The sequence below is a fragment of the Paenibacillus sp. FSL H8-0457 genome, assembly GCF_038051935.1.
GTDB classification, from domain to species: domain Bacteria; phylum Bacillota; class Bacilli; order Paenibacillales; family Paenibacillaceae; genus Paenibacillus_AQ; species Paenibacillus_AQ lautus_A.
On the sequence record NZ_CP150293.1, the window covers coordinates 6,578,658 to 6,590,865 of the forward strand.

Sequence of the window (12,208 nt, forward strand, 5' to 3'; positions counted from 1 at the left end):
CTTCTTGTGTTGTACGTTATTAATTATAAGTATAAGTTACGGTATTGCTCTCGAGCGTGTCTGGATTTACAACCTTCACTAAAACTTCACCTGTGTTGCCGGTTGGTACTGTAACTCGAATTGTAGTCGAACTCGTGTATACGACAGTAGTCGCTTCTACAGATCCGAAATACACTTTTGGTTTATTCTTAAAGTATGTTCCATAAATGTATACGACGTTGCCTGCTTTGCCTGTTACAGAAGAGAGACTAGTAATAACTGGAGCAGCTGCGGCCGGAAGATCAGTATAAGTAAATGCAAAAGTAGCTGATTGCCCACTCGACAAGCTCACAACTAATGGCACTTGTCCCACCGTTGAGCTAGCCGGCACTGTCACTCTTAAACTAGTTGAGTTAACATAAGCAGTGGTTGCATTGACGCCATTAATACTTACGGCAGCGGATGTATCGAAATTGTTGCCGTTAACATAGATAGTCGCCCCGCCTGCACGGCTTGCACTTGCAGGAGAAATGCTAGTGATCTCAGGCAAGATTGGTAAGTACTCAAATCCGCCTGCCAATGTTTCCGTTCCGCCATCCTTATTCGTAACAGTAACATCAACAACTCCAGTCAATGCTGTCGCCGGGACTACTATTTTAAGCTGGCCCGAATTAATATAAGTTACGCTAGCATTTATACCGCCAAGGGTTACAGTTGCGCCACCACTAAAATTCTCACCGTCGATATAAGCTATATAACCACCTTTGATGGATCCTTGATTAGGGGTCACAGCTGTAATATGAGGTTCAGAGATGATCGGCATCGTATATTCATAACCCTCTGGTAATAATGCAGCTTGATCATTATTCGATACTATAATATCAACCTTCCCTGCCGTTGCAACAGCTGGTACAGTTAGGCGGAGGGTCGTTGAATTCACATAAGTCGCATTGACTTCCTTTGTACCAAACGTAACTTTAGTTACGCCATTTACGAAATTGGTGCCGTTAACATATACCGTATTCCCGCCTGTTATTAAACCAGTGTTCGGTGTTACTGATGTGATCGTAGGTGTCGGATATTCAATTGCGGTATAAGTATAGCTTTGTGATTTTGTGTACACTGCTCCTTCAGCAGTACGAACGGAAACATCTACTGTTCCTGCTGCATCGCCTGCCGGAACAGTCACTCTCAATTGAGTTGCCGATATATAAGAGGTTGATGCATCTTTTGAACCAATAACAACTTTCATACCGCTTTTAAAGTTTTTGCCGTTCACATAAATCGTATTTCCACCTGTTACCACACCATTGTCAGGTGATATCGAAACGATTTCCGGATCTGTTGATGGCGGAGCATCATAGGTAAATCCTCCTGTCACAGTAACGGTAGTTCCATCCGGATTCGTAAGCGTAACGTCAACTGGACCAGCCTCTGCGCCAATCGGCGATTTGACAGAAATTTGATCGGATCCATAATAATAGAAGAGTGGAGCCGTTTTATCGCCAAATTTCACAGTCAGGCCACTCATGAAATACTGTCCCTTAATCGAAACGATCGTTCCACCTACAAGCGGTCCATTAGCGGGAGTTATAGAAGTAATAATCGGATCAGTCTTATATTGATATTGCGCTTTCGCAACTTGATTATCCGGGTTTGTTACACTTACATCTACCATCCCTTGCTTCCCTGCAGGCACAGTTGCCGTAATTTCAGTGCTGCTGACAAAAGCTACATTTGTAGCAGCAGTAGAGCCAAATTTCACTGTTGCTCCAGACACGAAATTTTGACCTGTAATGGTAACTGTCTCACCGCCGTTCGGATGTCCGAAAGGTTCTGTTACAGCGGTTATTACTGGGGCTGGCAGTTTAACCGTAATATTAACGCTTGGAATGCTCTTCGTCCGGTTAGCTCCAGCATAATCTTTGTAAGTGATACTTGAGGTATTCAACGAAGCCGGGAAAGTGCCCGCTTTCATTTTATCGACTGGACGGATCTTGTACTTGAATGTTAATGCGCTATTTTTCAATTCATTGAATTTCCATGTCAATGTATTGCCTGTCACCGTAGGTTTGGGAATATTATCCTCGAAGGATCCAGGTACAATCTCAAAATCGTTACCAACTATATCTGTCACAGTAACATCATAAGCGCTCGCCATGCCAATTTCTTTAACGATAGCTGCATAAATCTGGTTAAGTCCTTTTGAACCAAGAACAAAGTGATGATGAGTTGCCGTTGTAGCCATATTTTTCATAAGGACGTTCGGAGCACTAGTAATAGGATCTTCGTTAGGATTCAGAAGAGCAATTGTATAGAATATAACCCCTGCATCCTTTGCAGCTTGTGCCCTCTGAAGCGCGTAATCAAACGGATCCGTGTTCTTCGGCGATTCCGTCGCCGCTCCATCCGTCATCAGTACAATTACCGGCTGAGCTTCTGTACGGTGGTCAGCCAGCAATGCGACCGCTGCATCGATTGCATTCCCTGTAGCGGTTCCTCCCCCAGAATTAATTGTATTAATATAGGATTTGGCTGCATCTTTATCCACCGTGAATGGAAATGAACTTGCGGAGGAGGAGAAATCAACAACCGCTACTCTATGCTTAGTCATATCCATCAGATCGACGAACCCTTTTGCCGCTTCTTTAGCATTCGTCATTTTGTCTTCCCCATTATTAGGGCCATACGTCGGGGCCATACTGCCCGATTTGTCAATAATAAGTACAACGTCATTAGGCATGACTACATTAGCAGGCGGAGTTCCTGTAATGTTGAGTGCAATTTCCGTTTCCTCTTGTGTTGTGATTTTTGTTGGATTTGCTGATTTGGTAACCGATACATAATCATTGATCGCAGCCTCCCCTTGTTGCGGAGCGGCGATTAATCCATATAACGCGAACCACACAGCGAAGATGATCGTGAAGCATTGTTTAAACTTCTTCATAGGCGTTTTCTCCTCTATTTAAAAAAGTAATAGCAAAAGGTTCGATGTTTACTTATTGCTGGCTATCGATAAAGTATCCCACATGCTGCCTATATTCGCCAAGATAAGTATTTTTAGACTTTCGACTCTCATTAATTCGGTTTAGTTCCATTCTCGCTGCCTGTCGTTTCTGCGCGAAGGCTTCATTATTCATCTTCTCTAATTCGATGCATTCCAGTAGAATGCTCTTATCTGACTCCGTATATGAGAAGCCTTTCATTTGAGACAACTGATCGATCTGCTCTCTTAGTTGGGCTTGATCATATTGAAGAGAATGAAGCGATTCATAGTCCGCTTCATTCTCTAGATCCAAATCGCTTATCGCTCGAGTTATGTCCCTTAATTCCAACAACAAATTCTCCGCGGCGCTCGATTTCATTGAACTCCCACCTGCTCGCCATTCGAAATTAATTTCAGGGCTTCAGCCCAAGTATCTCGAAGCTCGGTAAGAAGTTGGATGCAATCCTCTGCCGATTTAACGTCAAGCTTGACATTCGCTTCGAATAGTTTCTCATTGATATAGGTGTATAAGCTGTACAACTGCTTCGATATTTCATACTCCATGTTTAGAGTCGATTGAAGTTCATCTATAATGTTTTGCGCTTTCACGAAATTCAAGTGCTTCCCTTCCATATCATGAATCTCTATACTCTGAACAGCCAACTTTAAATACTTTATACAACCGGTATAGAGCATTAATGTGAGTTGACCCGGCGACGAAGTTTGAATTTTCGTATGCAGATAGTTGTATTGTGCCTGTAAGTTAATTTTTCTCACCTTTTTTCGTCAATGATTGCCCCAACTGAAAGCTCCTTCAATTTCTCAACAAGATCGATAAACTTCTCAGAAGGTATTTCGTGAATGACCTCTTTGTTCTTGTCCAAAATTTGGACAATTACTTGATTCGTACTTTCATGCACTTTGAATTGAAACGAGTGTTCGGTACCTTGAGCTGCCCGGTTTGCTTTGTCAATCGCATTAACGAGGGCTTGCTCACTAACCGACAAAATGGTGTTCTTGCTCTTTGACTTCAACTCTTGATACTCTCCACTAACACGAACAATTGGAACAGTTTCTTTTATCTTTGATGACTGAACTGGCTGCGCATGAGTTGTTATCTCCATTCCCTCACAGCCTTCCTTTTATGCAAATTGTTGTGCTAACCAACTAGACTGAGCATTGCTTTGCGATATCGCCTTTTCCATTGCAGCGAACATTTGATAGTAGCGATCTTCACGTTTATTAAGTTGTTCGTTTTTACGCTCGACTTGGTTATCAATTTTGTTCATTTGAGAAATCAATCCCATGCTAGTTACATTACCACCGCTTATCTTCCTCGTAACAGAGGCGACCGCTGTGTTCATTGCATCATATGCACGTTGAAATATCCCTTTTCCTTGAGGATCAGTACCTTGTGCCGAGAACAGAGAAATAACCGCTTCCGGGTTCTTCTCTACCGCTTCGCGCAGTTTGTTCTCGTCTAGGATTAGCTTACTATTCGTTTCTGATGATGCACCAACAATGTACTTAGGCGTTGTAATTCCGATCTCACTCAATGTATCAAATTCAGGATCAACTCCCGATACTACCGCCGAAGTCAAACCTTTCAAATCACTTAATGCACTTTTCAAAGCATCATCTTTACGCAGGATCCCGCTCTTTGCTTTGGTTTCCCAGTTTTTAATATCCGTTTCGCTTAACGCCGCCTTCTCTTCGGAAGTGAGCGGTTGAAAACCACGGTTCACTTTTTCTGTCAATGCCCCGCTAATGGATGAAATCGTGTCGTTATATTTGCTTACAAAGTCTTTGGCCTTGGCAATGATCTCATCCGTACTTAAACGTACCGTATTGCCATTTCCGTCAGATTTATTCCATCCACCAGAAAACCGCAAAGAAGATACCGATTCGCGCAAGGTAGAGAACTGTAAATTGAAGCTGGTATACTTCTCCACCTTCCACTCCATCGTCTGCTTCTTCTGTAATAGTTTGTTAACAGGGATTCGTTCAGCCTTCATGAGCTCTTTAATCATTGTATCGGTGTCTAGTCCTGAAGCTATTCCGCTAAGGCGTATTGGCATATGTATACCCCCTCTTGTTTATTGAATTGACCTCTAACTCTATATATCGAATGAACTTACTATAAAATTTAGATTTGCATAAAATATATCTGTTCTATTTATGTTCAGCCTCTTACAGAAAAAGAGGTCCACAAATCTCGTGGACCTCTTCCGGTATCAAGCAGAATCTTAACGAAGCAATTGCAATACGCCTTGCGGTGCTTGATTCGCTTGTGCCAGCATTGCCGTGGAAGCTTGTTGCAGGATGTTGAATTTCGTATACTTCATCATCTCTGCAGCCATATCCGTATCACGAACACGCGATTCTGCAGCTTGCAGGTTCTCGGCATTAACGCTTGTGTTGTTGAATGCATGCTCCAGACGGTTCTGGTAAGCCCCCAGCGTGGAACGAGCTGTGTTAACTGCTGTGATCGCAGCATCTACTACTCCACGTTCAGTTGCACCAGTCGCTTGGTCAGTAATGGTACCGAAAGTAAGGGCAGTAAGGTCAATACCAGACAAATCAAGAACGATTGCATCTGCGTCACTGCCAGCGCTTTGAATCGTAACATTACCAGCAGATCCGTCAAGCAGCGTAATTCCGTTGAACGAGAAGTTCGTCGCATTGCGGTTAATCTCTTCGCCTAATGCTGCATACTCAAGTTGAATAGCTGCGATATCATCGGTGCTATACGTTCCGTTGGACGCTTGAGTAGCAAGTTCCTTCATACGAGTCAGCATGTCGGAAACCTCGTTCATCGCGCCCTCAGCCGCTTGAACCATCGAAATACCGTCTTGCGTATTACGCATACCTTGATTCATGCCTTTGATTTGCGCACGCATTGTTTCAGAAATCGAAAGACCTGCAGCGTCGTCAGCAGCACGGTTAATACGGAAACCGGAAGACAATTTCTCACTGGACTTACCTTGTTGAATGTTGTTGAAGGACAGGTTGCGGTGAGAGTTCATCGCGTTAAGATTGTGGTTGATAATCATTGATTATTCCTCCTTGAAATATGGATTTCACATCCTTGTGAATTGGGCTTTTCGCCCTACAATATTTATCGGAGCTTTCTTTGGAATGTTTATAGCAAATTTCAGATTTTTTATTGTTTTTTTATTGTTTTTAATAAATTTACGTTTTTCACAGTTGCACTGGCTTCTAAATTGGTAGCCTGGACCTCTTCAGCAAGCTCTTTTCTCAAAATAGAGACTTCCGCTGGCGCGCTGATCCCTAACTTTACGCTTTCTCCATCAATGGAGGAGACAAAAATTTCAATCTCATTGTTTATTAAAATGGTTTGCCCACGCTTTCGGGAAAGTACCAGCATTATTTTTCTCCCCCTTCTCCTTGATCATCCGCGAACAATGGACTGTTCGTCTTGTACGCTGTTTGTTCATGAAACACATGCTGTAAACCGACTCTTCTGGAAACATTAATTATGAGAGGAGCCATTAGATTTATTGTAGACGCTTGCTGGGGATCCCGGATAGTAACAATAGATAACACTAAAATTTCTTCAGGTCTTTCTGTATTCAATCTTTTCTTTAACAAATCACTTAACTGTAATTCATAGTTTTTATACCATTGAAATGGGGGCGTGACAAGAAAAGATAATTCCGGATTTTCAATGCTATTTAAATAGGCAAACGGCGTTTCTTCCACTGCTTCCATGACAAAAGTGTCCAATTCATCAAACCCTAGGATGCTTCCTTGGAAGGAAACTTGAATCCCGTTAAACTGACTAAGCATTTGATCGCCTCCTATAAAAAAAGCTACAGCCTATAAGCTATAGCTTTATTTTAACTATAAAAGTCATACTCATTCACCCACATACTCAGTGAATTTTTGTTTCTCATATAAATATTAGCAACAGCCGCTTCAAAGGATGCTTGGGGACGTTGCGGCGTATATTCAATTTGCGTAACTTGATCGCTCCATTGAACATCCAGTTCAGTTGGAGCGTAATGAACGTCAACATTTGCAACAGAAGCTTGCCCATTATACTCAATGGTTGACTTCTCTTGGATTCGGTCTGCCATCATATCAGCAATCCTACTTCCCGGTTTTGTAAATTGGGCTAATCGGTTCCCTTCCTCCACAATTCGTGACACGTTGGTAAGGTACTCCTGATCCATCTGACTAAATACCATATTGCACCAGTCAAAATGATTCCCTTTCCCTAAAGCCATCCAGGCTTTTGAACTATCCACCGTCAACTTCGCTGGAGTACGTTGAATGTCCATTTTTGCCGTTTCTGTCTCGATCTTCAAATCGCCGGGGGGAGACTCGATACTTAACTTCGCTTTACTCGTCTCTATACCGATGGAAGCATAGGTTTGGCGAATTGAAAGCCTTAATAAATCCATCTTCCTACCCCCGTTTCTCTATATAATAATATTATTACCGAAGATAGTCTAGCAAGCTTATCTGCATGATCTTCGCGCTAGTTGCTAGTGATGCTTGATACACGCTTTCATCTTGCTTAAGCTTCATAATTGTTTCAGCGTAATCAGCATCTTCTACCTTTGCTTGCATAGCGGTTAGATTTATCTCCAGATCGCCTAATCGATTGAAAATAAGGTCCACCCTGTTTGTCTTGGCTCCAATCTCTGATCTCGCCTCGTTAATCTTTGATAAGCGGCTGGATAAGTTATCCAATTCTGTTCGAGCGGCAGCTTTATCATCGATAGTTAATGCAGCTTGAACTCTATTCAAAATACTGAATAGATTATCTGGGTCTGATGGTTCCCCAAATACATCCTGACCTGTAACGTTAATATTTAAGGTTGCCCCTTCTGTAAACTTATATGTGATTCCATGAAGATCTGTACCCTGAGTAGGTGCTAGAACTTTGTCGTATGGCGCTTGATCAGTTAACTGGCCATTAAAGATATACTTATCGTTAAATTTACTATTGCCTAATGAAATGAGTTGCTCGTAAATTTGTTTCAGTTCAATGTTAATTGCATCTAATCCCTCTTGGGGATTAGTTCCATTGACAGCATTAACAATTAATTCATTGGCCCTTTGAGAAATCTCATTAACTTGACCGATCACCGTATCCGTATATTCCAGCCAAGAAAGTGCCGTGTCCGCATTTTTCTGATATTGATCATTAAACGATAACTCGCTCCGATATCTTAATGAATATGTAATCCCTACAGGATCGTCAGACGGCTTATTTAGCTTCATGCCTGTAGAAAGCACATTCATATTGCCGTCCATTCTCACTAAATTCGTATTAATATTTCGGATCATTTGCAGGTTCATCATACCTGGTGTAACGCGTAAAGCCATGAACTATCGCCTCCTCTATCTACCTACAACGCCCATGCTGTTAATGATTTTATCCAGGTTTTGATCCACAGTGGTCATAAAACGGGAAGCAGCTCCATAAGAGTGCTGCAACTTGATCAGGTTCGACATTTCTTCATCCAAAGAAACTCCGCTTACCGATTGTCTTCTGGAATCAACCTGATCTACTAGCAGCTGGTTATTATCTTGTTGTCTTAAGGCTTCCCGGCTCTGTACGCCTAATTGCCCCATAACAGCCCGGTAGTAATCGTCTACGGTACCTGTCGTTATACCATTGTTACTTGCTATGGCGTTAAATGTAAACGGCCTTTCTCTGAGCTGAGACATCAATAAAGCAAGCGTATTATTACCTTTCACTACTTCATCCCCATTAGTGCCCGCAACAACTCGCAGTGAGGAAGCAATTTTATTAGGATCCTGGACAATGGCATTATTAACGCTAAACGAGGCAGCCGTGATAGGCCCACCATCCTTCGAGCTAAAGAAGTCTCCGGCAGCCTGAGCGGGTGAAGTAAATAGATACCCAAGTTTATGAAGTCCATTCAAGCCTTTGACAGTTACTGTCGTATCCGCGGTTAATGTTCTTGTAGTCCCGCTATAGGTTACACCATTTAATACGGTTCCTTCAGGAAGTACCGAACCTGCTGGAATCGTAATGCTTACATCCCCGTTAGCTATCGTATTGGCCAGCTCGTTCAATTGGTCCAAGTAATCCTTTACGATACCGTCCCTGGATTTAATGATGCCGAAAAGTTCCCCACTATTCAGAGTATTACCGGCATATGCGGTCTCTAGTTGAGCAGGGGTAACGGGAACAGCTGCATCCCCTGCAACAAGTTCAAGTCCCCCAACGGTAACCCGATAGCCCGTCTCTTCCTCTACCACAGTGACGTTAGCCATGCGAGAAAGCTCGTCGATAATGAGGTCTCTTTGATCCCTAAGATCATTGGCATTATCACGAAAACCTTCAATGCGGTTAATCTCATAATTCAGCTGCGCCACTTGAGTGGTCAGGGTATTAATATGATCTGCATTTACAGCAATCCCTTGGGTTAGATCAGCCTGCATATCCGTAATTTTCTTGCTGGTTTCGTTAAAAGCTTCTGCCATCGCCAAAGCATTTTCCCTGACAATCTTTCTTGAAGTTACGTTCTCAGGGTCTTTACTGAATTCAGACCAAGCCTTCCAAAAGTTATCAATAACCGTTGTTAACCCAGACTCAGAAGGTTCGTTAAAAATCGTTTCCAGTTTAGAGAGCGTTCCTGCTTGTACTTCCCAATCACCAAGAGAGCGATTGGCGTTCCAGTATTGTTGATCCAAAAACTGATCTCTTACACGTTTGATATAATTAACTTCGACACCTGTGCCCAGCTGGCCAGGAGATATCTGATTATACATCCCTGGCATAGCCAGCGGACGTGAAGCGATCAAGCCTACAACTTGCCGTGAGTACCCCGGAGTGCTGGCATTTGCTATGTTATGACCGGTCGTGTTCATACCTGCCATCTGAGCAAAGAGACTGCGCTTCGCGGTTTCAATCCCGTGAAATGTAGATACCATGTGTTCTCTCCTTAATAAGTGCCACGCTACGCTTTGGCATCAAAAAAATTGTTTTTATTCGAAAGAGCCGGTGGAGTGTCCGTAGGCTTCTTATAGATCATTTCCTCATCCACACCAACGATTATATTTAAAGAGAAGTCAATAAAATGCAGAGACTGCTCAAGCAACTGGGTCGTTAATTCATTCTGCCTTTTTAATATCATGGCGTTACTCAGCAAGCTATCACGGATTTGCATAAGCTCTTGCTTTTCGTTCGGATCAAATACAAGCCGCGATAGCTCGGTTACGCTTAGACTCAATTGGGAACGTATTCCCTTTTCCTGCAAGAAAAAATTCACTTGCTCCACGCGTTGCTGTTCCAGTTCGTTCATCTGTCTTAACAACCGATTTTCAATCGTCATCAGCCGAGTCAAGTTCGACGAATCATTATCAATGATTGCCTGTTGTTTCTCTTTACCGACGTCTATCATTTCAAGATGGACATCATTTAACTTCGTCATTGCTAGAATGACATTCTGTACACTCACTTGGACTCACCTGATTTATTGTAGGATTGAAAATACGGGAGTAATTTGTCTGCCAAACGATCAACCGGCACTTCATATGTGCCGTTGGTTACAGCTTCCTTCAAACGCTGGATTTTCTCCGCGCGTTCCGGATCCTGTACTTTACTCTGTGCACTCAGTTCCATCGCCTCCGGGGAGATTGATACTTCATCCTTGCGGCGTTTCTTCTTATCGATATGCTGCATCTCCCGAGATTCAATATTCCGTTGATACGAATTGATGCCGTTCACACGTCCCGATTCGTTAATCTTCACGCCCTATTCACCTCACTTAAAATAAAAGACCGATAAGCTTTACTAAGTTTATCGGCCGGATATGAAACATTGTTAATAGTTCAAAAGTTAGTATTTGCGCAGTTTATCGACTGCACTATAAGTCTCTCTGTCTTTGCGGGACCCAGGCTGATGTTCCTGGTCGCCAGCAGCCGCCTGCCTTAGCTCCCTCGTTAATCGGGTCCGGCATGACTCGCACATATTGCTCTCGCGAATCAACGTTCCGCACACTTCGCAAGGATACGCCAGGTTCGGCGCGTTCGCAATCGAGATCCGGCCTTCCTTGATAAACTTCGTAATCTGTCGCACGGATACTTCCGTAGCCTCAGATACCTCATGGATGGTTGCGCCTTTTTGCTCACGCAGGAAGGTTGCGCATTTCTCGTATTCCTTCTCAATCACTTTCATGCATTCGGGACACATTTCCCGAATATTCACCGTATATAACTTGCCGCACCGAGGGCAATTCCCCAAATTCATGCTCAACAACCTCCATGCCACATAGAACCTTTGATACCCCTAGATTACATTATCTGAGGGCTTACGTCTATCATTCGAAAGGAGAATCCACATATTTTTCCTATTTCGGTTGTTTATGAGCGGGCCCAGGTTAAACTATGAATCTCGATGGGCATTTCCAAGAAGGATTCATATCCTCGCAAAACCTGCGCGCAAGCGTTAATCGTACTCCCGGTGGTATAGATATCATCGACGAGTAATATACGAAGAGGCCCTATGATCGGTAATATCTCCTCTGGAGAACCGATATTCGCTGCGCCCCGCTTACTTATAGACCACAACACTTCAGGTGCGTGCTGTAACGCGCCAAAAACACCCTCCATATCCTTTAGCCGGTCCACCCGGCTCTTAAAACTCTGTTTATTCGTGTGACGGTTACGTTCCAGCAGCGGAGCATAAGGAGTTTTAATACTAGCGGCAAGCCCCATAGCCAGCACTTCCGCTTGATTGAACCCCCTCTCCCGCAGCCTTTCCTGGCTAACCGGAACCGAAGTAACCGCATGTATGCTCCAGGTTACACTACGAGCGTTCCGCAAACGATGATCAAGCATATAGACGTTCGCCTCTCGATGGAACATCGTATAGGCTCGCAGCAGCATCTCGACCAAAAGAGGCGCGTACCGCTCATTCCCCCTATATTTATACTGGGCCAGCCACTCCCTCATCTGCGCGTCATAGGTTACCGCACTCCGATTCAAAACAAAGCTCCGATCGTTCACGCCTAATCGAGTACAGTCAGGACAACCGATTCCCCGCCCGCATCGCAAGCATCGGGGTTTGAAAATCCATGGGATCTGCCGATAACAAGCATGGCATATGCCCGGAAGTTCCTGGTTACATGAACCCGTTTTCCCGCAAGTGAGACAGATTTCGTCAATTGGTTTTAGCAAACGATGCATGTGTCCGATCAACTGACTAAAAACGTTGGATATCAAATACAAACCTTCCTT

Annotated in this window: 15 protein-coding genes; all 15 read right to left on the minus strand. The window is 43.4% G+C overall.

Going from position 1 to position 12,208, the window contains the following annotated elements; translation table 11 throughout:
* Positions 1-19: 19 nt before the first annotated feature.
* Positions 20-2,926, minus strand: a complete 2,907-nt coding sequence (locus tag MHI43_RS29740; protein WP_015737712.1) for an IPT/TIG domain-containing protein — start codon at positions 2,924-2,926, stop codon at positions 20-22.
* A 52-nt stretch (positions 2,927-2,978) separates the two neighbouring features.
* Entirely contained in the window at positions 2,979-3,344 is a 366-nt protein-coding gene (locus MHI43_RS29745; protein WP_015737713.1) for a hypothetical protein, read from the minus strand.
* Positions 3,341-3,661 (minus strand): flagellar export chaperone FliS, encoded by a 321-nt coding sequence (gene fliS, locus MHI43_RS29750; protein ID WP_235201625.1) that lies wholly within the window; start codon positions 3,659-3,661, stop codon positions 3,341-3,343. Before fliS ends, MHI43_RS29745 begins: the two co-directional genes overlap by 4 nt.
* A 77-nt stretch (positions 3,662-3,738) precedes the next feature.
* Entirely contained in the window at positions 3,739-4,089 is a 351-nt protein-coding gene (locus MHI43_RS29755; RefSeq protein WP_015737715.1) for a flagellar protein FlaG, read from the minus strand.
* 18 nt (positions 4,090-4,107) lie between these two features.
* A complete protein-coding gene (gene fliD / locus MHI43_RS29760; RefSeq protein ID WP_015737716.1) occupies positions 4,108-5,043 on the minus strand; it encodes a flagellar filament capping protein FliD in 936 nt (311 codons plus the stop codon).
* A 168-nt stretch (positions 5,044-5,211) separates the two neighbouring features.
* Positions 5,212-6,018, minus strand: coding sequence for a flagellin (locus tag MHI43_RS29765; RefSeq protein ID WP_015737717.1), 807 nt, complete (start codon positions 6,016-6,018; stop codon positions 5,212-5,214).
* 110 nt (positions 6,019-6,128) lie between these two features.
* Positions 6,129-6,353, minus strand: a complete 225-nt coding sequence (gene csrA, locus MHI43_RS29770) for a carbon storage regulator CsrA (protein ID WP_015737718.1) — start codon at positions 6,351-6,353, stop codon at positions 6,129-6,131.
* The gene (locus MHI43_RS29775) at positions 6,353-6,775 is read right to left on the minus strand and encodes a flagellar assembly protein FliW (protein WP_015737719.1); all 423 of its coding nucleotides are present in this window, start codon (positions 6,773-6,775) and stop codon (positions 6,353-6,355) included. The genes csrA and MHI43_RS29775 overlap by 1 nt, the downstream gene beginning before the upstream one ends.
* A gap of 50 nt (positions 6,776-6,825) precedes the next feature.
* Positions 6,826-7,392, minus strand: a complete 567-nt coding sequence (locus tag MHI43_RS29780; protein ID WP_015737720.1) for a DUF6470 family protein — start codon at positions 7,390-7,392, stop codon at positions 6,826-6,828.
* A 34-nt stretch (positions 7,393-7,426) separates the two neighbouring features.
* Positions 7,427-8,323, minus strand: coding sequence for a flagellar hook-associated protein FlgL (gene flgL / locus MHI43_RS29785; protein WP_015737721.1), 897 nt, complete (start codon positions 8,321-8,323; stop codon positions 7,427-7,429).
* A 15-nt stretch (positions 8,324-8,338) separates the two neighbouring features.
* On the minus strand, positions 8,339-9,901 hold the full coding sequence (gene flgK, locus MHI43_RS29790; protein WP_015737722.1) for a flagellar hook-associated protein FlgK: 1,563 nt from the start codon (positions 9,899-9,901) through the stop codon (positions 8,339-8,341).
* Positions 9,902-9,927: 26 nt separating this feature from the next.
* Positions 9,928-10,428, minus strand: coding sequence for a flagellar protein FlgN (locus MHI43_RS29795; protein ID WP_015737723.1), 501 nt, complete (start codon positions 10,426-10,428; stop codon positions 9,928-9,930).
* Positions 10,425-10,721, minus strand: coding sequence for a flagellar biosynthesis anti-sigma factor FlgM (gene flgM, locus MHI43_RS29800; protein ID WP_015737724.1), 297 nt, complete (start codon positions 10,719-10,721; stop codon positions 10,425-10,427). The genes MHI43_RS29795 and flgM overlap by 4 nt, the downstream gene beginning before the upstream one ends.
* A gap of 87 nt (positions 10,722-10,808) precedes the next feature.
* Positions 10,809-11,219, minus strand: coding sequence for a TIGR03826 family flagellar region protein (locus tag MHI43_RS29805; RefSeq protein WP_009594229.1), 411 nt, complete (start codon positions 11,217-11,219; stop codon positions 10,809-10,811).
* 113 nt (positions 11,220-11,332) lie between these two features.
* Positions 11,333-11,977, minus strand: coding sequence for a ComF family protein (locus MHI43_RS29810; protein ID WP_341283196.1), 645 nt, complete (start codon positions 11,975-11,977; stop codon positions 11,333-11,335).
* Positions 11,978-12,208: the final 231 nt, after the last annotated feature.

Excerpts from the sequence above, each read along its gene's own strand:
- MHI43_RS29740 (WP_015737712.1), bottom strand. The coding sequence starts at position 2,926 with ATGAAGAAGTTTAAACAATGCTTCACGATCATCTTCGCTGTGTGGTTC.
- MHI43_RS29745 (WP_015737713.1), bottom strand. The coding sequence starts at position 3,344 with ATGAAATCGAGCGCCGCGGAGAATTTGTTGTTGGAATTAAGGGACATA.
- fliS (WP_235201625.1), bottom strand. The coding sequence starts at position 3,661 with ATGCTCTATACCGGTTGTATAAAGTATTTAAAGTTGGCTGTTCAGAGT.
- MHI43_RS29755 (WP_015737715.1), bottom strand. The coding sequence starts at position 4,089 with ATGGAGATAACAACTCATGCGCAGCCAGTTCAGTCATCAAAGATAAAA.
- fliD (WP_015737716.1), bottom strand. The coding sequence starts at position 5,043 with ATGCCAATACGCCTTAGCGGAATAGCTTCAGGACTAGACACCGATACA.
- MHI43_RS29765 (WP_015737717.1), bottom strand. The coding sequence starts at position 6,018 with ATGATTATCAACCACAATCTTAACGCGATGAACTCTCACCGCAACCTG.
- csrA (WP_015737718.1), bottom strand. The coding sequence starts at position 6,353 with ATGCTGGTACTTTCCCGAAAGCGTGGGCAAACCATTTTAATAAACAAT.
- MHI43_RS29775 (WP_015737719.1), bottom strand. The coding sequence starts at position 6,775 with ATGCTTAGTCAGTTTAACGGGATTCAAGTTTCCTTCCAAGGAAGCATC.
- MHI43_RS29780 (WP_015737720.1), bottom strand. The coding sequence starts at position 7,392 with ATGGATTTATTAAGGCTTTCAATTCGCCAAACCTATGCTTCCATCGGT.
- flgL (WP_015737721.1), bottom strand. The coding sequence starts at position 8,323 with ATGGCTTTACGCGTTACACCAGGTATGATGAACCTGCAAATGATCCGA.
- flgK (WP_015737722.1), bottom strand. The coding sequence starts at position 9,901 with ATGGTATCTACATTTCACGGGATTGAAACCGCGAAGCGCAGTCTCTTT.
- MHI43_RS29805 (WP_009594229.1), bottom strand. The coding sequence starts at position 11,219 with ATGAATTTGGGGAATTGCCCTCGGTGCGGCAAGTTATATACGGTGAAT.